At 34.4% G+C, this 26,183-nt stretch carries 29 protein-coding genes and 1 pseudogene; 23 read left to right on the plus strand and 7 right to left on the minus strand.

Annotated elements, in window-relative coordinates:
- Positions 1 to 2: 2 nt before the first annotated feature.
- The gene (locus FT993_RS03270) at positions 3 to 986 is read right to left on the minus strand and encodes a pyruvate dehydrogenase complex E1 component subunit beta (RefSeq protein ID WP_147861114.1); all 984 of its coding nucleotides are present in this window, start codon (positions 984 to 986) and stop codon (positions 3 to 5) included.
- 162 nt (positions 987 to 1,148) lie between these two features.
- On the opposite strand from FT993_RS03270, the gene FT993_RS03275 reads away from it, so the two are divergent.
- From FT993_RS03275 to FT993_RS03290, 4 genes are all read left to right on the plus strand, one after another.
- Positions 1,149 to 1,895, plus strand: coding sequence for an electron transfer flavoprotein subunit beta/FixA family protein (locus tag FT993_RS03275; RefSeq protein ID WP_147861115.1), 747 nt, complete (start codon positions 1,149 to 1,151; stop codon positions 1,893 to 1,895).
- Positions 1,896 to 1,931: 36 nt separating this feature from the next.
- Entirely contained in the window at positions 1,932 to 2,900 is a 969-nt protein-coding gene (locus tag FT993_RS03280; protein ID WP_147861116.1) for an electron transfer flavoprotein subunit alpha/FixB family protein, read from the plus strand.
- Between the two features lie 100 nt (positions 2,901 to 3,000).
- Entirely contained in the window at positions 3,001 to 3,633 is a 633-nt protein-coding gene (locus FT993_RS03285) for a bifunctional nuclease family protein (protein WP_147861117.1), read from the plus strand.
- A gap of 2 nt (positions 3,634 to 3,635) precedes the next feature.
- Positions 3,636 to 5,327: a NupC/NupG family nucleoside CNT transporter gene (locus FT993_RS03290; RefSeq protein ID WP_147861118.1), complete on the plus strand. Its 1,692-nt coding sequence runs from the start codon at positions 3,636 to 3,638 to the stop codon at positions 5,325 to 5,327.
- Positions 5,328 to 5,381: 54 nt separating this feature from the next.
- On the opposite strand, the gene FT993_RS03295 is transcribed toward FT993_RS03290, so the two are convergent.
- Positions 5,382 to 5,768: a helix-turn-helix domain-containing protein gene (locus FT993_RS03295; RefSeq protein WP_147861119.1), complete on the minus strand. Its 387-nt coding sequence runs from the start codon at positions 5,766 to 5,768 to the stop codon at positions 5,382 to 5,384.
- A 216-nt stretch (positions 5,769 to 5,984) separates the two neighbouring features.
- Between FT993_RS03295 and FT993_RS03300 the strand changes: the two genes are divergently transcribed.
- The 5 genes and pseudogenes from FT993_RS03300 to FT993_RS12565 all read left to right on the plus strand — a co-directional run.
- On the plus strand, positions 5,985 to 6,182 hold the full coding sequence (locus tag FT993_RS03300) for a hypothetical protein (protein ID WP_147861120.1): 198 nt from the start codon (positions 5,985 to 5,987) through the stop codon (positions 6,180 to 6,182).
- 62 nt (positions 6,183 to 6,244) lie between these two features.
- Complete coding sequence (locus tag FT993_RS03305) at positions 6,245 to 6,619, plus strand: hypothetical protein (protein ID WP_147861121.1); 375 nt, start codon at positions 6,245 to 6,247, stop codon at positions 6,617 to 6,619.
- 127 nt (positions 6,620 to 6,746) lie between these two features.
- Positions 6,747 to 7,883, plus strand: coding sequence for an HlyD family secretion protein (locus FT993_RS03310; protein WP_147861122.1), 1,137 nt, complete (start codon positions 6,747 to 6,749; stop codon positions 7,881 to 7,883).
- Positions 7,884 to 10,034, plus strand: a complete 2,151-nt coding sequence (locus tag FT993_RS03315) for a peptidase domain-containing ABC transporter (protein ID WP_147861123.1) — start codon at positions 7,884 to 7,886, stop codon at positions 10,032 to 10,034.
- Between the two features lie 27 nt (positions 10,035 to 10,061).
- Positions 10,062 to 10,157 (plus strand): annotated as a pseudogene (locus FT993_RS12565) (Na+ dependent nucleoside transporter domain-containing protein); the annotation flags it as partial.
- Between the two features lie 85 nt (positions 10,158 to 10,242).
- Here the strand turns inward: FT993_RS12565 and FT993_RS12490 are convergent.
- A complete protein-coding gene (locus tag FT993_RS12490) occupies positions 10,243 to 10,374 on the minus strand; it encodes a hypothetical protein (protein ID WP_255504410.1) in 132 nt (43 codons plus the stop codon).
- Between FT993_RS12490 and FT993_RS03325 the strand changes: the two genes are divergently transcribed.
- The 4 genes from FT993_RS03325 to egtD all read left to right on the plus strand — a co-directional run bounded on the left by FT993_RS03325 (position 10,373) and on the right by egtD (position 14,021).
- Positions 10,373 to 11,197, plus strand: coding sequence for a thymidylate synthase (locus tag FT993_RS03325; RefSeq protein WP_147861124.1), 825 nt, complete (start codon positions 10,373 to 10,375; stop codon positions 11,195 to 11,197). The two genes, FT993_RS12490 and FT993_RS03325, sit on opposite strands and share 2 nt — an antisense overlap.
- Before the next feature lie 11 nt (positions 11,198 to 11,208).
- Positions 11,209 to 11,613: an energy transducer TonB gene (locus tag FT993_RS03330; RefSeq protein WP_147861125.1), complete on the plus strand. Its 405-nt coding sequence runs from the start codon at positions 11,209 to 11,211 to the stop codon at positions 11,611 to 11,613.
- A gap of 243 nt (positions 11,614 to 11,856) precedes the next feature.
- Complete coding sequence (gene egtB, locus FT993_RS03335; RefSeq protein ID WP_147861126.1) at positions 11,857 to 13,023, plus strand: ergothioneine biosynthesis protein EgtB; 1,167 nt, start codon at positions 11,857 to 11,859, stop codon at positions 13,021 to 13,023.
- 17 nt (positions 13,024 to 13,040) lie between these two features.
- On the plus strand, positions 13,041 to 14,021 hold the full coding sequence (gene egtD, locus FT993_RS03340) for an L-histidine N(alpha)-methyltransferase (protein WP_147861127.1): 981 nt from the start codon (positions 13,041 to 13,043) through the stop codon (positions 14,019 to 14,021).
- Here the strand turns inward: egtD and FT993_RS03345 are convergent.
- Entirely contained in the window at positions 14,018 to 15,103 is a 1,086-nt protein-coding gene (locus FT993_RS03345; RefSeq protein WP_147861128.1) for an aminotransferase class V-fold PLP-dependent enzyme, read from the minus strand. The genes egtD and FT993_RS03345 overlap by 4 nt on opposite strands.
- 60 nt (positions 15,104 to 15,163) lie before the next feature.
- On the opposite strand from FT993_RS03345, the gene FT993_RS03350 reads away from it, so the two are divergent.
- The 6 genes from FT993_RS03350 to FT993_RS03375 all read left to right on the plus strand — a co-directional run bounded on the left by FT993_RS03350 (position 15,164) and on the right by FT993_RS03375 (position 20,985).
- A complete protein-coding gene (locus tag FT993_RS03350; protein ID WP_147861129.1) occupies positions 15,164 to 15,616 on the plus strand; it encodes a 2TM domain-containing protein in 453 nt (150 codons plus the stop codon).
- 4 nt (positions 15,617 to 15,620) lie between these two features.
- The gene (locus FT993_RS03355) at positions 15,621 to 16,103 is read left to right on the plus strand and encodes a dihydrofolate reductase (protein ID WP_147861130.1); all 483 of its coding nucleotides are present in this window, start codon (positions 15,621 to 15,623) and stop codon (positions 16,101 to 16,103) included.
- A gap of 6 nt (positions 16,104 to 16,109) precedes the next feature.
- Positions 16,110 to 16,955, plus strand: coding sequence for a fructosamine kinase family protein (locus FT993_RS03360; RefSeq protein ID WP_147861131.1), 846 nt, complete (start codon positions 16,110 to 16,112; stop codon positions 16,953 to 16,955).
- Between the two features lie 78 nt (positions 16,956 to 17,033).
- A complete protein-coding gene (locus tag FT993_RS03365; protein WP_147861132.1) occupies positions 17,034 to 17,534 on the plus strand; it encodes a pyridoxamine 5'-phosphate oxidase family protein in 501 nt (166 codons plus the stop codon).
- Positions 17,535 to 17,656: 122 nt separating this feature from the next.
- Entirely contained in the window at positions 17,657 to 18,538 is an 882-nt protein-coding gene (gene fabD, locus FT993_RS03370; RefSeq protein WP_147861133.1) for an ACP S-malonyltransferase, read from the plus strand.
- A 50-nt stretch (positions 18,539 to 18,588) separates the two neighbouring features.
- Complete coding sequence (locus FT993_RS03375) at positions 18,589 to 20,985, plus strand: hypothetical protein (RefSeq protein ID WP_147861134.1); 2,397 nt, start codon at positions 18,589 to 18,591, stop codon at positions 20,983 to 20,985.
- 44 nt (positions 20,986 to 21,029) lie between these two features.
- On the opposite strand, the gene FT993_RS03380 is transcribed toward FT993_RS03375, so the two are convergent.
- A complete protein-coding gene (locus FT993_RS03380; RefSeq protein WP_147861135.1) occupies positions 21,030 to 22,160 on the minus strand; it encodes a DegT/DnrJ/EryC1/StrS aminotransferase family protein in 1,131 nt (376 codons plus the stop codon).
- Positions 22,161 to 22,255: 95 nt separating this feature from the next.
- On the opposite strand from FT993_RS03380, the gene FT993_RS03385 reads away from it, so the two are divergent.
- On the plus strand, positions 22,256 to 23,503 hold the full coding sequence (locus tag FT993_RS03385) for a 3-deoxy-D-manno-octulosonic acid transferase (RefSeq protein ID WP_147861136.1): 1,248 nt from the start codon (positions 22,256 to 22,258) through the stop codon (positions 23,501 to 23,503).
- 117 nt (positions 23,504 to 23,620) lie between these two features.
- On the plus strand, positions 23,621 to 23,971 hold the full coding sequence (locus tag FT993_RS03390; RefSeq protein ID WP_147861137.1) for a hypothetical protein: 351 nt from the start codon (positions 23,621 to 23,623) through the stop codon (positions 23,969 to 23,971).
- Between the two features lie 497 nt (positions 23,972 to 24,468).
- On the opposite strand, the gene FT993_RS03395 is transcribed toward FT993_RS03390, so the two are convergent.
- Positions 24,469 to 24,972, minus strand: a complete 504-nt coding sequence (locus FT993_RS03395; protein WP_147861138.1) for a hypothetical protein — start codon at positions 24,970 to 24,972, stop codon at positions 24,469 to 24,471.
- Between the two features lie 2 nt (positions 24,973 to 24,974).
- Positions 24,975 to 25,466 (minus strand): hypothetical protein, encoded by a 492-nt coding sequence (locus FT993_RS03400; protein WP_147861139.1) that lies wholly within the window; start codon positions 25,464 to 25,466, stop codon positions 24,975 to 24,977.
- 194 nt (positions 25,467 to 25,660) lie between these two features.
- On the opposite strand from FT993_RS03400, the gene FT993_RS03405 reads away from it, so the two are divergent.
- Positions 25,661 to 25,951 carry a hypothetical protein gene (locus tag FT993_RS03405; RefSeq protein ID WP_187240743.1) on the plus strand — a complete coding sequence of 97 codons (291 nt, stop codon included), beginning with the start codon at positions 25,661 to 25,663 and terminating at the stop codon, positions 25,949 to 25,951.
- A gap of 4 nt (positions 25,952 to 25,955) precedes the next feature.
- On the plus strand, positions 25,956 to 26,153 hold the full coding sequence (locus tag FT993_RS03410; protein WP_147861141.1) for a hypothetical protein: 198 nt from the start codon (positions 25,956 to 25,958) through the stop codon (positions 26,151 to 26,153).
- Positions 26,154 to 26,183: the final 30 nt, after the last annotated feature.

A 26,183-nucleotide genomic window follows, 5' to 3' on the forward strand; every position in this document is an offset into this window, starting at 1 on the left:
ATTTAAGCGTCTTTATATAAAACTTTTTTTACTGCTTTAACAACGTCTTCACTATTTGGCAACCATTCTTTTAACAAAACTGGTGAATAAGGCGCTGGAGTATCTGCGGTATTGATTTTTAAAATGGGCGCATCTAAATAATCAAAAGCATTTTCTTGAATATGGTAGGTAATTTCTGTTGAAACATTACCAAAAGGCCAAGCTTCTTCTAGAATAACTAATCTATTGGTTTTCTTTACGGATTTGATGATTGCTTCATAATCTAAAGGGCGTACCGTTCTCAAATCGATAATCTCACAAGAAATACCATCTTTTTCTAGTTGTTCTGCAGCTTTATAAGCCTCTTTAATAATCTTTCCAAAAGATACAATGGTTACATCGTCTCCCTCTCTTTTTATATCAGCTTTACCAATAGGAATGGTATATTCTTCTTCTGGAACTTCTCCTTTATCGCCATACATTTGCTCGCTTTCCATAAAAATAACCGGATCGTCATCGCGAATAGCCGACTTTAAAAGTCCCTTAGCATCGTAAGGATTTGAAGGAACAATAACTTTTAACCCAGGGCAATTAGCATACCAACTCTCAAAGGCCTGAGAGTGTGTTGCTGCCAATTGACCGGCCGAAGCTGTAGGCCCTCTAAAAACTATAGGGCAATTAAACTGCCCACCAGACATTTGTCTAATTTTTGCGGCATTATTAATAATTTGATCTATACCTACCAGCGAAAAATTAAATGTCATAAATTCTATAATAGGTCTTGTACCGGTCATGGTAGAGCCTACACCAATACCACTAAAACCAGCCTCTGAGATTGGGGTATCCCAAACGCGTTCTGGCCCAAATTCATCAAGCATTCCCTTAGAAGCTTTGTATGCACCGTTGTATTCTGCTACTTCTTCCCCCATTAAATAAATGCTTTCATCATGACGCATTTCCTCACTCATAGCTTCGGCAATCGCTTCTCTGAATTGTATTGTTCTCATAATCTAATTACAATTTATTTCGTGTTCTGTCTTAAAAAGCAAAAGTAGGTATATCTACGTCATAAAACTACTGCATTTTATTAAATTTTTACTATGCGTGCATAGTATTTTTTACAGTTTTTTTGTATATTCGCAACGCATAAATTAAAAAAACTTGAAAGCATGAAAATTTTAGTATGCATAAGTCACGTACCTGATACTACTTCAAAGATAAATTTTACTGACAATAATTCTGCATTTGACACCAACGGAGTTCAATTTGTAATCAACCCAAATGACGAATTCGGATTGACCCGTGCCATGTGGTTCAAAGAAAAGCAAGGAGCTAGTGTAGACGTTGTAAACGTAGGCGGACCCGAAACAGAACCTACACTACGTAAGGCTTTGGCCATTGGGGCAGACAACGCCATTCGCGTAAACACCCCAGCGTTAGACGGTTACCAAGTAGCTAAAGAGCTGGCTAAAGTAGCACAAGATGGCGGTTACGATTTAATCATTGCAGGAAGAGAATCTATCGATTATAACGGAGGTATGGTTCCCGGAATGATGGCTCAAATCTTAAAAGCTAACTTTGTAAATACTTGTGTAAGCCTTGAGATAGATGGAAACCAAGCCACAGCCATTCGAGAAATTGACGGGGGGAAAGAAACCCTAAAAACTAGTTTACCGCTGGTGATAGGAGGACAAAAAGGTCTTGTAGAAGAAAGCGATTTAAAAATACCAAATATGCGTGGTATTATGATGGCCAGAAAAAAGCCCTTAAACGTAGTTGAAGCAAGTTCTACCGAAAGCTTTACCGAAACTAAAAGCTTTGAAAAGCCAGCGCCAAAAGGAGAGGTTAAAATCATTGAAGAAGATAATCTTGACCAATTAATAGACTTATTGCATAACGAAGCAAAAGTAATATAAGGCCCTGCACGATTGTTGAATTAAAAAATTAAAAACATGTCAATTTTAGTATATACCGAAACCGAAAACGGAAAATTTAAAAAAGCATCATTTGAAGCAGCCTCTTACGCTAAAGGAGTTGCCGAAAAAATGGGAACAGATGTTACTGCAGTTGCCTTTAATGCCGAAGACATAAAAGCTTTAGGCGATTATGGCGTAGCTAAAGTTTTACACATACAGAACGATAAATTAAAAACCTTTAACGCCGAAGCTTACGCGGATGCTATTGCGCAAGCCGCACAAGAAGCAGGCGCCGAAGTTGTAGTATTAGGTCAAACTGCAAATGACAAGTATCTTGCACCACTTTTAGCTGTTCAGTTAGAAGCAGGTTATGCCCCGAATGTGGTAGAATTACCTGAAACTGAAAATGGATTTACTGTAAAGCGAAGCGTTTTTACCAACAAAGCTTTTAATCATACCGCCATAACTACCGATAAAAAAATTATCGGGGTTTCTAAAAACGCCTACGGCTTAAAAGAGAGTTCGGCCACAGCCGAGGAAAGCAGTTTTTCTCCTAACTTAAAGGAAGAAGATTTTAATATTGAAGTAGCTAATGTAGACAAAGCTACCGACAAGGTTACCATTGCAGATGCCGAAGTTGTTGTGTCAGGCGGACGTGGTTTAAAGGGTCCTGAGAACTGGAACTTAATTGAAGACTTAGCCGATGTTTTAGGCGCAGCAACAGCTTGTTCTAAACCCGTAAGTGATATGGGATGGAGACCTCACAGTGAGCACGTAGGGCAAACCGGTAAACCTGTAGCCTCTAACCTTTATATCGCAATTGGTATTTCTGGTGCAATTCAACACTTGGCAGGAGTAAGCGCTTCTAAAACTAAAGTAGTTATCAACAATGATCCAGAAGCTCCATTTTTCAAGGCAGCAGACTATGGTATTGTAGGTGATGCTTTTGAAGTTGTACCTAAGCTAACCGAAAAATTAAAAGAATTTAAAGCGAATAACGCATAATTTTTTATAAATTGTGCCCCTATTTAAAGGGCGGTCTAAATAGGTTTTTGTCCTTGTTTAGACCGCTTTTTTATTGAAAAGCATTTAAATTGCAAATTCTATGAGTTTAGTGCGATTAACCATAAAAGGAATATCTTACAGCCAAACCCAAAACGGCGCATATGCTTTGCTATTAAGCGAGCTAGATGGCGAGCGTCAATTACCTATTGTGATTGGAGCATTTGAAGCCCAGTCAATCGCCATTGCTTTAGAAAAAGATATTAAACCGCCAAGACCACTAACCCACGATTTATTCAAAACTTTTGCAGATAGATTTGATATTCAAGTTAAACAAGTCATAATTCATAAATTGGTAGACGGGGTGTTTTACTCTAGCCTTATTTGCGAACGCGATAAAATAGAGGAGATCATCGATGCGCGTACCAGCGACGCCATTGCACTTGCACTACGTTTTAATGCGCCTATTTTTACTTATGAAAATATTTTAGACAAAGCAGGCATTTATTTAAAACCCGAACAGCAAACCCCAGAAGAAAAATCGACTTCTGCAGATTTTATTTTTGACGAAGATCAAGAAGACGCAGAAGAAGAACAAAGTTCTGCTTCAAAACAAAAAGGAGATTTTGCGCATAAAAGCATTCAACAGCTCGAAAAAGAATTAGAAGAAGCGGTAAAAAAAGAAGACTACGAGAAGGCAGCTAGACTGCGCGATGAGATCTCTAAAAGACAATAACTATGAAACGCCATGTTGTAATAAGCCTGCTTTTTTTCTGGGTAGGTGTACTAGGAATAAACGCCCAATCTATTGAGAAGCAATGGGAATTGCTTGCCCCCCAACAAAACGACAGCTTAGCTATTGACCGTTTAAATTTAAAAGATGGCTTATTTGAGTATCAGCAGAAAAAATTAAAAACTAGTCAGCAAGGGGATTTTCTATATCAAAACGATCTTCTTCTGCTCTTTATCCCCGAAAACAATTCAGAAAAAATCCAGAAATATAGAGTAAAGCAACTATCTGATAGTTTACTCACCCTAAAAACAAACAATAGAGAATACACCTATATTACTCGCCAAAAAGCCAAAGAAACTGTTGTAGCACCGCCTCAAAAAACAGCTATTCCCAGTCAAGGATTCTCTATTGAAAGTCTATGGAAAGGTCTATTAGGGATGTTCTCTTTACTAGTTATCGCCTTTCTTTTTAGCAGTAACCGTAAAGCTATAAACTGGAAAACCGTTGGCGCTGGGCTTAGTGCTCAATTGTTATTAGCCTATGGGGTTTTACAAGTAAAATGGGTTCAAGTTGCTTTTGAATTTGTTGGTGAAATATTTGTGAAAATTCTTGATTTTACAGCGGCAGGTAGTGAGTTTTTGTTGGGCGGCCTTATGGATGTTAATAGTTATGGTTTTATTTTCTTGTTTCAAGTCTTACCAACGGTAATCTTCTTCTCGGCACTTACCTCAATTCTCTTTTATCTAGGTGTGATTCAAGTTATCGTAAAAGGATTAGCCTGGATGCTTACCAAACTATTAGGCGTTTCTGGTGCCGAAGGTTTAAGCGTTGCCGGTAATATTTTTTTAGGTCAAACCGAAGCACCTTTAATGATTAAGGCTTATTTAGAGCGAATGACCAAATCTGAAATTCTTTTGGTGATGGTTGGTGGTATGGCTACGGTAGCTGGAGGAGTTTTAGCAGCCTACATTGGTTTCTTAGGTGGCGATGATCCTGTTGTTCGGTTGGAGTTTGCGAAACATTTATTGGCAGCATCTGTCATGGCTGCACCTGGAGCTATTATTATATCTAAAATATTATATCCTCAGCAGGAAAAAATCAATACAAGTGTAGAAGTTTCAGAAGAGAAAATAGGAACTAATATCTTAGATGCTATCGCTAACGGAACTACCGAAGGTCTTAAACTAGCTGCTAATGTTGGAGCTATGCTTCTTGTTTTTGTAGCACTTATTGCTATGATTAATTATGGTTTTGCTAAAATTGGAGATTGGACTTACCTTAACGGATTTTTAGCCGAAAACACCCCCTACCAAAGTTTTTCTATTGAAGCTATTTTAGGAACCGTTTTCGCTCCTCTTATGTGGTTAGTAGGTGTGGCCACCGAAGATATGATGCTTATGGGACAACTCTTAGGAATTAAACTTGCCGCAAGCGAATTTGTAGGTTACATTCAATTAGCTGAATTAAAAGATCCTGCAACAGCATTAAGCCTTACTTATGAGAAATCAATAATCATGGCCACCTATATGTTATGTGGATTTGCCAATTTTGCTTCTATTGGGATTCAATTAGGAGGTATTGGCTCTTTAGCACCAGGACAACGTAAAACACTTTCTAAATTTGGTTTAAAAGCTGTGATTGGAGGAACGTTAGCTTCATTACTTTCAGCTACGATTGCAGGGATGATTATTGGGTAGGGAATTGAAGTTCAACCCGAAATTGAAAGCATTACATTTTATGGCTCATATTAACTATTTTGAGCTTAACACTTCAATACTTTTTTTCATTTCAGCAATGATAAACTCTTTATCTGCAATTCGCTGTTCATAAAGTAAGATAATTTTTTTACTCTGCTCTTTGTTTTCTTGATAAAAATTTGCTGTTTGCTGTAAATACCCAGTTGTATTATCTTTATTAGTTTGGTTAAATTGATTATTAGGTTGAAGATTAAGAATTTCCCCTACCTCAACATCAAGAATTTCTGCAATTTTATAAAGACGTTCTACTGTTAGTTTGGTTTTATTGCTTTCAAGTTTTGTATAAGCTACTTGACTTAAATCTAACATGTGTGCCATATATTCATGAGAGTAACCCAATTTTTTTCTAATTGTCTTAATGTTTTCTAGTATTTCAATCATAATCTGGTATAATTTATTATTGCAATATAACAGTAAGCTTTCTTTATTATTAATTTTATTAATAACTATTAATTATAAAATATTTCGTAAAAATAATGTTTTCATCATTAAGGTTATTGAAAAACATTCAAAATATTTAAATATTTGTCTTATCAAAATAATCGCGATTCTATTTTTTGATAAAACAAATAATGTTTAATTTTAAAAACTTAAAAAATGAATTTAGAAAATTATGGCGTTAAAGAACTGAAAGCCAAAGAAATCAATGAAACAAATGGTGGTTTATGGCAATTTGTGGCTGGAGCAATTATAGGCGGGCTTATATGGGATGGTGTAAAATGGGTTTACACACACGATGTGGAAGGTTATGGGGAATGGCTTTTGGAAACTGGCAGCCCTGGTGGAGCAAAGTAATTATTTATAAACCAAAGCCATGATTTTTAAAAATTGTGGCTTCGATTTAATTAAAAATAAATTTGGTTAAGAAAAAAAAATACCTCATAATTTGTGTTTTTACAATTACTCTTGGGGTAGTGCTTACTGTTTTTTACCGCCCCTATATATACAACAACAACATCTACGATTTTGGCTTTGCAGATGTTATAGGCAGTTTAGTTTCAGTTATTGGGTTTTGTACTTTCATTTGGACTAATAAAGACTATTCTAGTAAAATAAAAAACTCCCATATTTTAATAGCCACATTTATTTATGCCATACTTTGGGAAGCTCTAGGCTATTTTGGTCTATATGGAACCTTTGACCAAAAGGATATATTAGCTTCTATTTTTAGTGGTTTTTTAACATTTGTAATTAAAACATACATAGAAAAGAAGTATTCTAATAAGAATTAAAGTAAAATGTTTTAATCAAAGGAAACACTCTTTAAATAAATCTAAAAAACACTATTAGTTATTAAAAATACATAAAAGTTATTGAATAAAATATATCTACCTCGTTTATTTGTATTAAAAAATTTTTATGAACTTTAGTTCAGACCCAATAAATAATCTTGAAAACCTTACTGCAAAAAACAAAACTACAACGGTTTCAATATACATAATTGTGGTTCTAGCTATTGTGGTTGCTTTGGGCTTACTTCCTATTGTAGAAGTTAACGTGAGTAGCCAGGGCAGAGGTATAGTAAGAAGTCTTACAGACCCAGTCCCCATTATGGCAATAACACAAGGTAAGGTAGCTGGCGTTTTTATAAAAAATAATCAAGATGTAAAAAAGGGCGATACTCTTCTAACTATAGCTACAGAACATGTTTCTGCAGAATTAAAACTACAGGACACATTACAAACTACTATAAAAGAACAAATAGCAGACCTCCAAAAACTCACACAAGGAAATTTTACTAATCTTAAAACTGTTTTTTACAAAGGGGAGCTTCAAAAGTACAGAACAGGTTTATTTGAGTTACAAAGTAAAGTGGCTCAAGCACAAGTAAATCATGATCGCAACAAACTGCTCTTTGACAGAGATGTTATTGCTAAAGCTGAGTATGAGAATTATCTTTATAATTTACAGTTTGCTAAGGAGTCAAAACAAAATTACATGGCTACATTTAATAGTCAATGGCAAAATACAAAGCAACAACTATTAGAACGCATTAACAACATACAAGCTACAAGTGAGCAACTAGAGATTGAGAAAAACAACTATGTAATTACTTCGCCTATAAGCGGAACGATAGAAAATTTTATTGGTTTATTACCAGGTTCATTTATAAACCCTTCACAATCGCTTGGTGTAATTTCTCCAAATCAAAACCTTATTGTTGAATGTATAGTAGCCCCAAAAGATATTGGTTTAATTAACAGAAGTCAAAAAGTACAGTTTCAGTTTGATGCCTTTAATTACAACCAATGGGGTTTGATTGAAGGTAATGTTATTGAAATTGATCAAAATGCAACAGTAAAAAACGAAGATGTTTATTTTAAAGTACGTTGTTCATTGAACACTTTTGAACTACAATTAAACTCTGGTTATAGAACTGAAATCAGAAAAGGACTCACCGTAACAGGTCGATTTGTAATTACACGTAGAAGTCTATTTGATTTACTTTTTGATAAAGTAGATGATTGGTTAAACCCTACTCAAATAAGTAACTAAATGGCTTCAATAAAAGTAAAACAACAAGACTTTAAAGACTGTGGTGCTGCTTGCTTAGCTTCTATTGGCAACCATTTTCAGGTAAAATTACCCATAGCCAGAATACGTCAATTTGCAAATACAGATAAAAGAGGTACCAATGTGTTGGGCATGATTGAAGCTGCCGAGAAAATGGGCTTTACTGCAAAGGGTGTAAAAGGTGAGGTTGATGCTCTCAATAAAATTCCATTGCCTGCTGTTGCCCATTTAATTTTAGAAAATCAATTACAACATTTTGTCGTAATATATAAATCCAGCAAGGGAAAAATAACTATAATGGATCCCGGTAACGGTAAAATGAAATCTTACACTATAGACGAGTTTAAAAAAAAATGGAGTGGTGTTTTGATTCTTTTTGCCAAAGCTGATGACTTTAAAAGTTATGATAACAAAATTTCTCCTACAAAACGTTTTTGGAATTTAGTACAACCTCATAAATCAGTTTTAACACAAGCACTTTTTGGAGCGATTATTTTTACCGTTCTAGGGCTTGCCATGTCTATTTATGTACAAAAAATTACAGATTATGTACTGGTTGAAGGAAACACAAACCTGCTTAATTTATTAAGCACCACAATGATTATTATTTTGCTTTTAAGGCTATTTATTGGTTCATACAAAAGCATATTAATATTAAAAACAGGCCAACTCATTGATGCAAAACTTATATTGGGCTATTATAAGCATTTGTTAAAATTACCGCAACGCTTTTTTGACACCATGCAAATTGGAGAAATCACTTCAAGAATTAGTGATGCTGTAAAAATAAGAGCCTTTATTAATGATGTAGTTATAGAATTAGTTGTAAACCTTTTTATTGTTATTTTTTCATTTGTACTGATGTTTACTTTTTACTGGAAACTAGCTTTGGTTATTCTACTTGTTATTCCGTTTTATATTGTTATATACATTTTAATGAACTATTTCAATAAAAAAGTAGAACGGCGTATTATGGAAAATGGAGCTTCACTTGAAACTCAACTTGTTGAAAGCATCACTCATGTGAGAACAGTAAAAGAATTTGGAATTGAAAATTATTCAAACTTAAAAACCGAAAACAAGTTTGTAAAATTGCTTTTTACAACTTATAAATCTGGAATGAATAGCATTTTTTCTGCAAACTCCACTCAATTCCTTGCTTCTACTTTCACGGTCATTCTTTTATGGGTAGGTTCAGGGTATGTTATTAACCAAGAACTAACACCTGGTGAATTATTTTCATTTTATGCATTAATTGGCTATTTTACTTCGCCTATCGCTTCTTTAATTAGCATGAATAAAACTATTCAAAATGCACTCATCGCAGCAGACAGGCTTTTCGAAATTATGGATCTTGAAAGAGAAGAGTCTACAAATAAAATAATAATAGATAAAAATGAATTAGGTGATATCCGGTTTGAAAATATAAACTTTAGATACGGCTCAAGAATTCAGGTGTTTGAAAATTTCAATGCTATCATTAAAGTTAACAAAACCACTGCTATTGTTGGAGAAAGCGGCTGTGGAAAAACAACTTTAATTTCTTTAATTCAGAATCTATATCCTATAAAAAGTGGTAAGATATTTATTGGAAATTATGATTTAAATTTTGTAGATAACCACTCGCTTAGAAAACATATTGGTATAATACCTCAAGAACTTAACTTGTTTTCTGGAAGCATCATTGAAAATATTGCGCTCGGAGAACCTTTTCCTGATATAAAACGAATCATTGAGCTCTCAGCCCAACTCGACATCACTTCTTTTGTAGAAAAAATGCCTAATGGTTATGACACTTTGCTTGGCGAAAATGGAGCCTTACTCTCTGGCGGACAAAAACAACGTATTGCAATAGCAAGAGCTCTATATAAAAACCCAGATATACTTATTATGGATGAAGCTACATCTGCCCTAGATACCGTATCAGAAGAGCTAGTGCAAAAGGTCATTTCAGATTTTAAAAATCAAGAAAAAACAATCATTGTTATAGCACACAGATTAAGTACAATTCAAAATGCTGACACAATTTTAGTTATGAAAGAAGGAAAAATTGTTGAGCAAGGAAATCATATAGACTTAATCAATAAAAAAGGTAATTATTTTAATCTTTGGAAAAAACAGACACTACATTAAAAAAGCAGAACACTCATAGAATAGCTACGTAAAACACTTTCTAAATTTGGTTTAAAAGCTGTGATTGGAGGAACGTTAGCTTCATTACTTTCAGCTACGATTGCTGGGATGATTATTGGGTAAACTATGTTCCTTATCGCTTTCGCGGAATTATATAGAAGTTAAAAATTAATCTTTTATCATTCATTTTTAGCTTCTTTTTATATTTTTACCAAAAGACTTGCGTTAGGGATTGAGCGATTTGTTGAAGCTCTTTTGTTTTGTCATCTCGAGCAGAGTCGAGAAACAAAACAAAAAGCGACTCGCGAAAGCCCGCCCGAACGCCTAAAATACTATTCATGAAACAATATCACGATTTACTTCAACACGTTTTAGAACACGGTAATGAAAAAGGAGACCGCACAGGAACAGGTACTAAAAGTGTTTTTGGCTACCAAATGCGTTTTGATTTGAGTGAAGGCTTTCCCATGGTGACCACCAAGAAGTTGCATCTAAAATCGATTGTTCATGAGCTTTTATGGTTTTTAAAAGGAGACACCAACATAAAATACTTACAAGAGAACGGAGTACGAATTTGGAATGAATGGGCAGATGAAAACGGAGATTTAGGTCCGATTTACGGTCATCAATGGCGCAATTGGAACAGCGAAGAGATTGATCAAATTAAAGATATTGTAGAGACTCTGAAGAAAAATCCTAACAGCAGAAGAATGTTAGTTTCTGCATGGAATCCTAGCGTCATGCCAGATACATCAGTCTCATTTGATGAAAATGTGGCTAACGGAAAAGCTGCTTTACCACCTTGTCATGCCTTTTTTCAGTTTTATGTAGCCAACGGTAAATTATCTTGCCAGCTTTATCAACGAAGCGCCGATATTTTTCTTGGCGTTCCTTTTAATATTGCTTCTTATGCATTGTTTACCATGATGATGGCGCAAGTGTGCGGCTATGAAGCAGGAGATTTCATTCATACCTTTGGTGATGCTCACATTTATAATAACCACCAAGAGCAAGTAGAATTACAGCTTTCTCGAGAGCCCAGAGAACTTCCTAAAATGGTTATTAATCCAGAAGTGAAAGATATCTTTGGCTTTGTATTTGAAGATTTTACCTTAGAAAACTACCAACCACATCCGCATATTAAAGCTAAAGTCGCGGTTTAAAACCAATGATTATGAAAAAATATATCTTTATTTTAACCTTAATCCTTACCTCATCGTTTGGATTTTCTCAAACTGCATCAGGTAACAAAGTATCTTCTAAAGAAGTAGCTCCCGTTTGGCCAGGGTGCGAGGAAAGTAGTCAAAAATCAAATTGCTTTAATCAAATGCTAGCCAAGCATATTCAGCAAAATTTTAAATTTCCGAAAGGTTATAGTGCCGAAGATAAAGGCACACGAGTAATTGTAAGTTTTGTAGTAGATGAGACAGGAAAAACCAAAATTCTTGAAACTACGGGCGGAAGAGAGCTTTTACAAAAAGAAGCCGAAAGAAATATTCTTGCTATTCCAAAAATGAAACCGGGTCATCTTAACGGAAAAGCTCGAGCTATAAAATATAAAGTGCCTTTTACTTTTTAAGCTTAAAGCGGATTTTTTTTACTTTTTTAAAGACCCTATCAGCTAAGTCATAAGAGGTTTGTTTTTAATATTTACTGAAATAAAAAAAATGACTTGCCTTATTTGAAAACATAGGGATTATTGCCTAATGGAGGTAAGCAAGCTTAAATTGAGCCAGTTTTAGCAAGCCCTTAACACATTAACAACATTTTGATTCATTTTATATCGTAACTTTGAGAAAGACCTTAAAAAGACACATTTGGCATGCAAAATGACGCTTTACTCCAACTCTTTAAAAACACTCGTCAACAATCTGAAAAAATTTGCAGTCCGCTTCAAGTGGAAGACTATGTCATACAGCCTGTTGAATTTGTATCTCCGCCCAAGTGGCATTTGGGTCATACCTCTTGGTTTTTCGAAGAATTTATCTTAAAAAAGCATAAACCAGATTATGAAGTTTATGATCAAGATTTCGCTTTTGTCTTTAACAGTTACTATGAGAGTGTGGGCGAAAAGGTTATCCGCACCCATCGAGGTAATTTATCGCGGCCAACCGTAGAAGAAGTGTACAACTATAGAAAATATGTGACTAATGAAATTTGCGCGTTTCTAGAACAACATGCAATAAGTAAAGATCTAGATGCTGTCTTTCAAATAGGGATACATCACGAAAAACAACACCAAGAATTACTGCTCACAGACATAAAATATATTTTAGGTAATAATCCTTTATTACCCGCTTATGACAAGGATTTCATTGAAAACACTTCAGAAAATCAATCTCTGCAATGGTTACAAGTACCAGAAGGTTTATATAAAATAGGGCTACCCGAGACCAGTGCAGAATTTGCTTACGATAATGAGAAAGCAGAACATCGCGTTTTTTTACAAGATTTCTTCATCGCTAATAATTTGGTTACCAATCAAGATTACCTAGCTTTTATTAATAGTGGCGGGTACCAAAACGTCCTACTCTGGCATGCCGTAGCTTGGGATTGGCTTAAAGCAGAAAAGATTACCGCCCCAGCTTATTGGCATTTAATAAATGATGAATGGTACCAATATACTTTAGCCGGTTTAAAACCCATTGATTTACAGGCTCCGCTTACCCATATTTCTTATTATGAAGCTTTTGCCTTTGCTCAATGGAAAAACTTACGCCTACCAACCGAATTTGAATGGGAAGTAGCCCAACACCTTTTTAATTGGGGTCAGCGTTGGGAGTGGACAGAAAGTGCCTACCTACCCTATCCTAAATATAAAAAAAACGAAGGTGCCTTAGGCGAGTATAACGGTAAATTCATGGTCAACCAAAAGGTACTGCGTGGCGGCTCTATTGCCACCGCAAAAAATCATACGCGAAAAACTTATCGTAATTTCTTTCATCCTCAACTGCGCTGGCAATATACAGGCTTGAGACTCGCAAAATAACAACATAACTAAACACTATGAAAAAAACCAAAATAAAATCCTTAAAAAGCGATTTTGAAAAAGATGTTTTAAAAGGATTAAGCAGCTATCCTAAATATCTCGACAGTAAATATATCTATGACCAAAAAGGCGATAAGTTATTTCAACAAATAATGCATATGCCCGAGTATTATTTGACCCGCTGCGAGCATGAAATTATAAACACTCATCAAAAAGAATTATGTTCAATTTTTGACAACAAGGCAGGATTTGATTTAATTGAGCTTGGCGCAGGCGATGGAAAAAAAACAAAAGTTATTTTAGAAGGCTTGCTTAAAGCGGATGCAAATTTCTCCTATTTACCAATTGATATTAGCCTTCATAGTTTAGAAGACTTGCAAGAGAGGTTGTTACTAGAACTCCCAGACTTGCATATAGAACCTTTACAGGGAAGTTATTTCAAAGTTTTAAAGCGCTTAAAGGGCTATATAAAACGTAAAAAAGTTCTCCTTGTTTTAGGATCAAATATTGGTAATTTAGACCATAAAAAAGCAATTCTTTTTTTGAAGAATATTCAAAAGTCTATGCAAAAAGACGATTTGCTATTTATGGGATTTGATCAAAAAAAGGACCCTCAAGTAATACTTAATGCCTACAACGATGCTGCCGGTATTACCGCTGAATTCAATAAAAATTTATTACACCGCATCAATAAACAGTTGGATGCAAATTTTAATGTAGATCAATTTAAACATTGGGAGACTTATAACCCAGAAACCGGTACCGCCAAAAGCTTCTTAGTTTGTCAAGAAGCACAACAAGTGCACATTAAAAAATTAGATCTTGCCGTAAATTTTGAAGCTTATGAAAGTATACATTGCGAAATAAGTCAGAAGTATGACGATGCCACCGTAGCTTGGCTTGCAGATAAAGCTGGCTTAGAAATAGTCAATACTTTTACCGATCAACGCGCTTATTATAAAAATTATATTTTCAAGAAAAAAGCAGGATTTGCTTAATAAGGTAAATTTTTAAGCGCCTTTAGCAAATAGCTTAAGTCTTGGATACTATTATAATAATGAAAACCAACACGAATACCTTGACCACGCTGTGCACAAATAATATTTTGATTGTTTAAATAGGCTAAGTTTCTAGTATCTATTTGCAAATTAAATATGGGAGAAGAGGTGCTCTGTTTTATGATTTGATTTTCTAACAAGTTCAACTCAGCAAAGGCTGTTTTAGCGGTTCTACTGATTTGCTCAATTTTTTTGTAGATTTTTTCTTCGCCAATTTCAAAAAGGGTCTCTAAAGCAGGCGCCAATGAACCTAGCTGCATTAAATCTAAATGCCCAGGTTCTAATTTTTTATGTAGAGGTATAGCTTGCAAAGCGCTTTCTTTATCTACAGCATTTGAGCCTATAGTTTTAGGCTGCACACGCATTTCTAATCCTTTACGAAAGACAAAAAAGGCACTACCCCAACCGGCGTGCAGCCATTTATAGGCACTAACCCCTAAAATATCTATACCTGATTCCTCAAAATTGAAAGATTCGGTACCGCAAAATTGGGTGCCGTCGGCTATAAATAGCGTTTGTGGAAAAATTTGTTTTAAGTTCTTTATAAAAGAAGCATTCAATTTTAAACCGTTTAAATACTGAATGACACTAAAGATAAATACATCGGGTTGTTCTTTTTTGAAAGCCTTAAATATAGTTTCTTCGATATCCGCTTTAAGCGCTATTTCTCGAAATTGAAAATCCCATTTTTTAACGGCTAAGGTGATTGATGGGTAATCATTTTCTATAAACATAATTTTGCTATTCGGTGAAATACCACTCAATACCCCGTGAAATCCGAATGAAAAGTTAGGGGTAAAAGCAATATTCCCATTTTTAACTCTTAGCAAGCGTTTTAAATAATTAGTTACTTGGTTCAATTGGGAATCATAATTTTCAAAATACCTTGTCGGATGCTGCAGGTGTAAATCAAGTATATCTTTCTTATAATTATAAACATTTTGAGGAATAAGACCCATAGCCGGGGTGTTGAGATAAACGCTATTTGAAAGCCCAGGAAAAAGTTGGTCTAAATTGTTCATGCCTCTTGTTTTATATAGAAAAATAGTACATTTGAATATAATCAAATAAATGTAAAAATTATGGCTCCTTCATCGTCAAAAAAACCAAGTATCGATCCTGAGCAAAAACAGCTTATAGAGAATGCACAACACCGCATTAAACAAAAGAAAAATTTATCACGGCATTTTGTTTTATTTCTGGCAGGCAGCATTCTTTTCATTCTCCTAAACTTAGTTCTTGGTTTTGGCAAAGAAATTAGGCTTTTTGACGTCGACTGGTTTGTTTGGGCTATTGTGCTGTGGCTTTTTATTTTATTAATTCACACTATAAATGTGTTATTGATGAGTAAGTTTATGAACAAGGATTGGGAGAATAAACAATTAGAGTTATTGGTAAGCAAGCAGAAAGAGCGCATTGCAGAGCTTCAAGAAAGAGTAGATAAGGAATATCCTTTGCCTCATTTTAAAACGAATAATCCCCATGACATTAATAAGGATGATGATTTAGATAGCATTAAACCCTATAATCAATAATTTTATGATTACTATGATTGCCGCAATTGGGCAGAATTTTGCTTTAGGAAAAGACAATGAGCTTCTTTGGCACCTGCCAGATGATTTTAAAAGGTTTAAGAAAATCACCTCATATCATAATATTATAATGGGGCGAAAAACCTTTGAATCATTTCCGAAACCACTCCCTAATCGAAGACACTTGGTAATTACTCGGCAAAAAGACTATCAAAAGGAAGGTGCGGTAGTGGTGCATTCTTTAGAAGAAGCGCTAGAACAAGTTCCTAAAGAAGAAGATTGCTTTATAATTGGAGGAGGTGAGATTTATGCTTTAGGATTAGAAAAAGCAGATCGCTTAGAGTTAACTTGGGTAAATGGCACCTTTGAAGCCGATGCTTTCTTCCCTCAATTTAATAAACAAAATTGGAGAATCACAAAACAAAAATTCCACCCGGCAGACAATAAGCATGCATATAGTTTCTCCTACACCAGTTATATAAAAATTTAGTCGTTAATGTTGATCAGTCAGATTGCTATAAAAGAGCAAATAAATCTCAAAAAGCATTGCTGCATTAGCCAAAACGATAAAGCTGAGATTTATCTTATTACCGATACCAATCAAGCAAATTTTGTACTTAAGGTATTTACTGGAGAAAACGCCCAGCATCAGTGCCAACTTGAAACCGATTCACTTCATTTTTTCGAAAGAGAGGCTGCTTTAAGCACACCGCAAGTTACACAAATAAATAAACTAGCACAGACTCACTATTTCTTGATGGAATATATGCCCAACAAAATTAAAAGTAGTGATTATTGGGAAATATTTGGTAGGCAGCTCGCTTTAACTCACTTGACAACAAATAATTTTTTCGGATTGCATTTTGATAATTATATAGGCCAGTTAAAGCAGTCGAACGCCCCGAAAAAACAAAAGGCATTCGATTTTTTTATTTACAATAGATTAGAACCACAATTTGAGTTAGCACGTAAAAAAGGATTCCATTTTAACGCTCTCGATAGTTTTTATAAAAATTTAGAGAATCTTATTTCAGATGAAAAGCCGGCTTTGATTCACGGCGATTTATGGCACGGAAATTTACTATCTGATGAAAAAGGGCGTCCTAGTGTAATTGACACCGCTTGTTGTTTTGCTCCACGCCCTATGGATTGGGCTATGATGGAGTTGTTTGGCGGATTTGATTCGTCTTGGGTAGATAGTTACCATGAAGTTTATTCCATGCCCACAAATTGGAAAAAAGATTTAGCCATTTGGCAACTTTACTTCCTTCTTGTTCATTTAAATAGTTTTGGCAAATCATACTACAATCCTTGCCAAGAAATAATAACAAAATACAGGTAAATTAACAAATAGAGTCGTTTTTTTAATAATTTTTAAACAGTAAACTGTCGCTTTCGATTGTAACTTTAAAGAAAAAACATGAGTACTGTAAACAAAAACGATCAAGAAGCACTTGAAAAATTAAAAAATCTAACAAACTCAATAGAAACTTGCATGATGCTTACGGGATTAGATAAGCGCCCCATTCATGCTAATCCTATGACGCAAAAAAAGATTGACGAAGAAGGAAATATTTGGTTCTTAAGTCCGGGTGATAGTGAACACAATAAAAACATCACTCAATCCAGAAATACACAACTTATCTACAACGATACCCAAGCCAATACCTTTGTATCGGTTTATGGCAAAACAAAAATTGTATTGGATGATACTATTTTAAAGGACTTATACACGAGTATTTCTGATAATTGGTTTAATGGTGTAGATGATCCTAATTTAACCGCGCTTAAGTTTACGCCTACTAAAGCTTATTATTGGGATACCAAAACCAATAAATTCATTAGCTTTTTAAAAATAGCTAAAGGTAGTATAACAGGCGAGAAACAAGATATAGGAAAAAAAGGACACCTCGACTTATAAGTTAGCATCTTATTAGTGGTGGCCAAAATAAGTGAAATAAGTAAATTAATGTAGTCCGATGAAAAGTTAATTTTTACAAGCTATCTTTTTTCTTATTTTTGCTCCAACTAAATAACATGACTATGAAAGCATATGTTTTTCCAGGACAAGGAGCTCAATATCCCGGCATGGGGTTAGATTTATATGAAAAATATCCTGAAGCACAAGATTTGTTCAACAAGGCAAATAAAATATTAGGATTTCCTATAACCGATATTATGTTTGAGGGTAGTGCTGAAGACTTAAAGCAAACCAAAGTAACACAACCGGCTATATTTTTACATTCGGTAATTATGCATAAAATTTTAGGCGAAGCAGGCCAACCAGATATGGTAGCAGGTCATTCTTTAGGGGAATTTTCTGCACTTGTAGCCAACAACACTTTGAGTTTTGAAGATGCTTTAAAGTTAGTAGCTAAGCGTGCGCAAGCAATGCAAAAAGCTTGTGAGCTCCAAGACTCTACAATGGCCGCTGTTTTAGGTTTAGAAGATGAAATGGTTGAAGCCGTTTGCGCAAATATAGAAGGAACAGTAGTTGCTGCTAACTATAATTGTCCAGGACAGATAGTTATTTCTGGAGAAACAAAAGCAGTAGAAGAGGCTTGTGCTGCACTTAAAGAAAAAGGAGCCAAACGTGCACTTTTGTTACCCGTAGGAGGCGCTTTTCACTCTCCACTTATGGAGCCCGCACGTGAAGAACTGGCTCAAGCCATAGAGGAGACACAGTTTAATACGCCTACTTGCCCGGTATACCAAAATGTAACCACCTTTGGAGTAACCAATCCAGATGAAATAAAGAAAAATTTGATTTTTCAGCTAACCGCACCGGTCAAGTGGACGCAAAGTGTTCAACAAATGATTAATGATGGAGCGACACAATTCACCGAAGTGGGACCAGGTAAAGTCTTGCAGGGGCTTATTAAAAAAGTAGATCGAAAGATGCCAACCTTCGCCGCTGAACTATAAAATTTTATTTTAACAATTAAAAGAAGTAGCTTTGCATAAAATTAACATTTATGAAAGCTACTTTTTTCATTTTAGCCCTTTTTTGGGCCACAACAAGCTTTGCTCAATTTCAATCTCTTAAACAATTAAAAAGCGATTACCTGGCAAATGAAAAAAACGACTACGAAGTCTTGTTCGCACACTTTAATAAAACCAAGTTTCTTCCAGGTGAAGATTTATGGCTAACCGTTTACGCTAATAGCTCTCATACGGGAACCCCTAGACAGCTTACCAGTAACGCCCTTTTAAGCATATACAATGAAGACAATCAATGTGTTCTAAACAATTATCAAATTTATATAGAAAATGGTACCGGCTCCAGTTTTGTAAAGCTAAACAAAGCTATTTTTAAACCTGGAAAATATGTAGCTGTAATTTCAACCCAATACCTTAAAAACTTCAATCCCAACTATTCTTACACCCAAGAGTTGGAAATACTTAATAACCAAAAAATTGCTGTTTCCGAACCAACAAAGACTGTTAGACCTAAAATTTTTATTCAAGATTTCCCTGAGGGAGGCCATTTGTTAAAAAATACAGCCAATGTTGTTGCCTTAAAAGCTAATTATGAAAATGGTAAACCTGTAAAAAATTATACAGCGGTTTTAGTAAATCAAAATAATGACACCCTGCTACGTTTTAAATCAAATCAATTTGGTACTAGTAAATTTAACTTTGTACCTCAAGCCGAACAGTTTACGGTGCACATCGAAACAGAATTTGGCGAGAGCTATTCGCACAATTTAAGCAGTGTAAAAAATATTGGAATAAACCTCACGATTAATACTATGCCGCAAAATTACACGGCTATACAAGTAAACACTAACAAAACCTCGTATGATAAAATTAAAAATAAACCCTTTTATCTCTTGATTCATAAAGATGGAAAGCTATTTTCTCAGGAGTTTAAATTCGAAGAAGGAAGAAATAATCTAGAGATTAGAATTCCTAAAAAGGCGCTTCCTGCCGGAGTAAATACAGCTACGGTTTTTAATCATAAGTTTGAACCAATTTTAGAACGTCTCTTTTACAATAGTTTTGGAGTAAATAGAATTCCGCTTCAAGCGAAAGTTAAAGAAGATTTATTAGATAGTTTAAACGTAGAGATTTTTAGTTCAAAGCGCATAGATACTTTATCACAAATGAGTATATCTGTACTACCCATTGCCAGCGAAGCTTATGAACCTGCGCACTCAATTATCTCTGCCAATGTTTTAAAACCGTATGTTCGTGGCCATTTAGACCAACCTAGTTATTATTTTAATCCTGATATTTCGAGCCGGAAAAGAGAGTACTTAATAGATTTATTGCTATGTACTCAAGGTTGGAGAAAAATAGATTGGAATCAATTGGGCGCTAAAAATTTAAAATATGCTGCAGAAAATGGATTTACTATTAAAGGAAAAATACTCAATCACAATGAGCGTAGAAAAACCACTATATTTTTAAAAACACCAGGGTTTTCGCAAGTTTTTGATGTAAATGCGAACGGTGAATTTATCGCGGAAAACATATATGTACAAGATAGCGCCAAAGTATCATTGGGCACTGTAAATGAAAGATCTGAGAAATTAAAAAAGCCAAAAATTACGGCTAGAATACTTCCTGTAAAGGTGAAAAATACAGCACTCAAAAATTACCAATGGAAAAATAATGATGCTCTTGACCAAGGTAGTCCCGATTTTTCTTTAAAAAATTTAAGCAATAATATTTTTAGTACAGAAGAACTCGATTCTATTGTTATTCAAGCTAAAAAAGCCAAAAGAGAAAAACCTCGTAGATTCAACGATGTAATTTACACCGAAGATATAAATCAAGATCACGTTTTGGTGACTAATTTTATACGTTCAAAGGGTTATTTGGTTAAACAAAATATTGGAAAATTGGTAATTCTCTCTAACATTAGAAAAAACATCACTGGAAAAGGTGACCGACAAGTACTTTTAATAATTGACAATTTTCAAGTTAGGGATCCAGAAACAGCCGATCTTTATTTGAATCAGTTATTTATGGAAAATATTGAATACATTGCCTTTAATAAACAAGGTAGCAGTTTTGGGGTAACTGGATTTAACGGAATTATAAAAATTAAAACAAAGCTCGATTACCGAGAGAGAAAACGCTCTAACGATTTATTTTATGAATATGTAAGTAACAACGGATACCACCCTGCAAAAGAATTTTACCGCCCTCCCTTTAAAGATTTCTTAAACCCTCTATTTAAAAAATATGGCGCTATTGAATGGGTAGATCAACTTATTCTAGATAAAAATAAACAGAAAGCAAATTTTCTCATTGAAAACACTTGGAATCGTAAAGTCAATCTGTTTATAGAAGGAATATCTAGCGATGGTAAATTTATTTCAGAGATTATAGAACTCAATACATTACCAACAGACAACGAATAAAAAAAGCAGCCCTAGGGCTGCTTTTTTTTATAATCTACTTTTGCCTATTTAATAAAATCATTTATAGTTTTGGTAATGTAGGCAATTTGATCCTCTTCTAATTCGGTATGCATAGGAAGTGCAATTACCTCTTTCACCAATTGATTGGTCACCGCAAAATCTTTCTCGTGGTAACGATCATCTAAATAGGCTTTTTGCTTATGTAAAGGTATAGGATAGTAAATACCACAAGGTATATCTTGAGCTTGCAAATGCTTGATTAAAGCATCGCGCTGACCATTCATCACACGTAAGGTATATTGATGAAAGACATGAGTGTCATCGCTTTCAATAATTTTTGGAGTAATTAAGTTTTTATTTTGACTTAATGCCGCAGAATATTTCTTGGCTGCCGCACGACGAGCAGCATTGTACTCATCTAAATGTGGTAGTTTAGCGCGTAAAACAGCTGCTTGCAAACTATCTAATCTAGAATTAACCCCCACCACATCGTGATGATAACGCTCATACATACCATGGTTAACAATCCCTCTTAGATGATGCGCCAACTGGTCATCATTGGTAAATAAAGCTCCACCATCACCATAACAACCTAAATTTTTTGAAGGAAAAAAAGAGGTTGTTCCAACGTGACCAATGCCACCTGTTTTTGAAACATGTCCGTCTTTAGCGTAATGGTTTGCGCCAATGGCTTGTGCATTATCTTCAATCACAAATAAGTTGTACTTTTCTGCAATTTCCATAATGGCATTCATATCGGCCGATTGCCCGAATAAATGCACAGGAACAATAGCTTTTGTTTTGGGTGTAATGGCAGCTTCAATGGCCTTAGGATTTATGTTAAAACTCTCAGCATCTACGTCAACCAACACGGGAGTTAAATTCAATAAAGCTATGACCTCTACTGTCGCTGCAAAAGTAAAATCTGTAGTTATCACCTCGTCTCCAGGCTTTAAACCAAGCCCCATCATCGCAATTTGTAAAGCATCTGTACCATTAGCACAAGGTATCACGTGTTTAACCCCTAGATAGGCTTCTAATTCGCTTTGAAAGCTATGCACCTCTGGTCCATTAATAAATGCTGTATTTTCTAAAATTTGTTCAAAAGAGCTGTTAACCTGATTTTTAATTCCTTGAAATTGACCCTTCAAGTCAACCATTTGTATTTTTTTCATAAGCTTGTTTTAACGATTACAAAAATAAGAAATAATACGCGCCTAGTCCTCAAACCTTAACACAGAATCTATTATTTTAGCAAAAAGTTTATATTTTGAAATTTCTATACGATTTATTCATTCACATTCTTCAAAGTTTATTAACTGTTTTAGCTTGGGTTAGCCCAAAAATGAAACTTTTTGTTTCAGGAAGAAAAAATCTACTAAGAAAATTAGAACACACGATTCCGCAAAAAAAGAATAAGCGCCTCTGGTTGCACGCAGCCTCGCTAGGTGAATACGAACAAGCCTTACCTATTATACGCGCACTCAAAGAGAAAAACCCAAATCTTGAAATTATTGTTAGCTTCTTTTCTCCCTCAGGTTATGAAATCAGAAAAAATAATGAGTGGGCCATATGCACCACCTATTTGCCGCTGGACACCCCAAAAAATGCTAAAGCTTTTTTAAAAATTGTAAATCCAGATCTTATCCTTTTTGTTAAATATGAAATTTGGCCTAATTATTTAAAGGTAATTGCTAAAAACGATTTGCCATGTTACTTAATTTCGGCAGTTTTTCGTAAAAACCATTTTCTCTTTACAAAATTTGGGCAATTCATCCGTAAAGCCCTAAATTCATTCAATCATATATTTGTACAAGACCAAAATTCTCTTAATGTTTTAAATGCCAATGGTTTTCTTAATGCAAGTTGGGCGGGAGATACTAGGTATGATCGTGTTATTCAACAATTGCAACAAGACAACCATTTACCAATTATCAAATCGTTTAAGAAAAATCATAAACTTCTTGTAGCCGGCAGTACCTGGCCCACCGACGAAAAAGTTATTCTTTCTTCTTTAAATGAATTACCTAAAGATCTTAAAATAATAATTGCACCACATCAAGTAGATGAAAACCATATTCGCAAAATAGAGTCTATGCTAAATGTTTCTTATAGGCGTTACTCTCAAATTGATTTAAAAAGCGATTTTGATTTTAAGCTTTTAATTATTGATAATATTGGCATTCTAAGCCGCATCTACGCTTACGCGGATTTGGCCTACGTTGGGGGAGCTTTAGGCGAAACCGGATTACATAATATTTTAGAACCAGCTGTTTTTGGAGTTCCCATTTGTATTGGCCCGAACTATCATAAATACCCAGAAGCCAATTTATTTAAAGCCGCTGGAGCGCTACAAATTATCGAAAATACAACAGATTTCAAAAAAACAATTAATCGTATGACAAGTGACGAAATTTACCATAAAAAGCTAAGTGAAAAAACTCAAAATATTGTAAACCAACAAGCTGGAGCCACTATAAGAATACTAAATAAAATAGGCCAGCACCTAAAAAGATGATTTATTTAAATGCAAAAATTTTCTTATTTTATTTTGCATATCTCAGGAGTTTAGTATTTTAGCCCCTTGAAACAATGAATAAAACTAAATCAAACAGTAACACAAAAACCCAAAATTATGAAAAAAACAGTATTTACATTAGCAATGTTATTTGCCCTTTCTACTTCTTTTGTTTCTTGTAGAGAAGAAGCTAACAAAGCTGAAGACAAGATGGAACAAGCTGAAGAAAACATGGAAGATGCAGCAGATGATATGGAAGACGCTGCTGAGGACGCTGCAAACGACATGGAAGATGCAGCAGAAGATACCGAGAACTCGCTAAAAAATGCCGTAAATGAAACCGGTGATGCTATCGAGAACGCTGCCAATGAAACTGGCGATGCTATTGAAAACGCTGCCAACGAAACTGGTGAAGCCGTAAATAAAGCAGCTAAAGAAGTTAAAGAAACTGTAGACGGAGATAAATAAGCTGTCTCAAACTTCTAAAAAAAAAGCTCTTGTAACAAGAGCTTTTTTTTTATGCTAAAATCACAACATAAGACGCAAATAAACTTTAATACTAGACTACTTTAGCCAACTAATCTATAAGGGTGCATTAAATATAAGGCAAAAAAAACCCCCAAAATCAAAAGATCTTGAGGGTTAAAGTACTCGGGACGGGACTTGAACCCGTACGAACAAATGTTCATTGGATTTTAAGTGCTGCTGCTAAATCCCTTTGAGTGGGTAAACCCCTTAAATTGCTTAGATTAAGTCTATTGGACTTTTAAATTTTATAGTTAAAAATATGTTCGTTTTTGTTTGTAATTTTTTATGTTAAAAAATTTGTATTTTAGGCGGTTCTCACCAATAATATGGTATAATTTGTCTGCCCAAGAAAAACTTGAAGCCTATATGTTGTACCTTGAAAATAAACACCTTTACTCAAAAAAAGAGCAAGAAGCTATTGAAAAGACTTTTGATGATTAAAGCTTGATTATGTTTTCTTTTGCATAGTCTTCTATCTTTGACATTGCTTTTTCAAAATCTTCTTTTTTTGAAATTGTAAATAATTTTTTATCACTACCAAATAATACTACGGCTTGTTCTTCGCCTATATTTGTTTGGACTTCTAAATAAATTGCCTCAAAAAAGAAATCTAGACTGTCAATTTCTTTTTTTAGTTTAAACCTTTTTTCATCGATTTCTCGCATTTGGTTTTTATATAAATTAACTCTTTTTTCGTGTTCTTTTTCATCGCCGATTGTTTCTAAACCAACTTTTAAACTTTCATATTCAAAATCAAGATCTGAATTTATGATCTCTAGTAAATCTACAGCTCGTAAAGTGTCAATATGAATTCTTTTTAATTCTACTTGATCTTCGTAAATATTACTTTTATTTACAATCTCTAAAATTTTATCTTCTTTAGTTTTTTCTGCACAGCCTAATAGGTTCAGACTAATTAATACTAAAAATATCTTTCTCATAATTATTTATGTTCTTGCAGAAATTTAGAAAGCTCTTTTGCTCCTTTATTAATTTCTTCTGGATTAATATTTTCTATGAATTTTATAATTTTTTGCTGCCCTTGTAAAGTTCTTAGCAGCCCCTTATTAATTGTTTCAAAATTAGTGGCCAATCCTTCTGCAATGGCTTTTAGGTCCTGTTTTAAATCTTGATGAAGACTAAGGGCTATATCCTCTTTATTCAATTTTTCATATTGCTGCCTCGGCTCATTAAGCACTCCTTCATCTTCTTTGCTATTTAACATTGAACCTTCACCAGTTAAAAGCCAGTTATAACTAATCTCTGGATAACGGGTTACAATCTTATCCGCTAGATCACTACTTATTCCGTTTCTACCATTTTTAACGTGATAGATTGAGGTATTTGCAGTTAATCCTATCTCCTCAGAAAGCTTATTTGCGCTTATTTTAAGGTGATTCAATAATTCAATTAATATTTTTTGACTCCGCTTCAAAATTTGTTAGTATTTGTTAGCATTTCAAAAACCCTTTAAAATCAATGCTTCACACAATTATGACTATAAAAAAGTGTTTTTAACATATAAATTTGTTGGTAAATGTTTGCATTGTTAGTAAATGTTTGTATCTTTGAAACATCAACACGCACAAAGATACGTTTTTAAAATAATCTCACCAATAATAGAAATCTATGTTAAAGATTAACCAACAGAAAGCCTGCAAGAAACTAATAGGAAAAAATTTTTTTGTTAGGATGCAGGCTTTCATCTCTAAAAAAGGCTTTAAAAATAGATTTGGTAATACTTATACCCAAGTTTATTTAAGTATGGTTTTTAGAGGATTAGAGACCAATGCTAAAATAGAGCCGGTAATTAGAGAATTTATAAACCTAGAAGTAAAAAAAGCAGAAAAACGCTTAAATAAGAAAAACCAAGAATTGCAAGAGCTTTTAAAAACCGCTAAATCAATAAACCATGTATAAATCTATGCAAAAGCACCAAAACACCCTAGACAATTATAAAGCTTATCAAGCTTTACTTAAAAAGCAACGCATTTACAGAAGAATGCAGTGGGCACTATTTTGTACTATGCTTTTTGTGGTAGCCTTATTTGCGCTCTTGCTTTTAAATATAGCATTTGTTGAAACTTTTTTAAAGATTGATGTTTCAAAATGGCTCTGGTAAGATGCATCGGAGCCAAAAAAAAACCCCACG

The sequence above is a fragment of the Mesonia sp. HuA40 genome (assembly GCF_008017835.1).
GTDB lineage: Bacteria > Bacteroidota > Bacteroidia > Flavobacteriales > Flavobacteriaceae > Mesonia.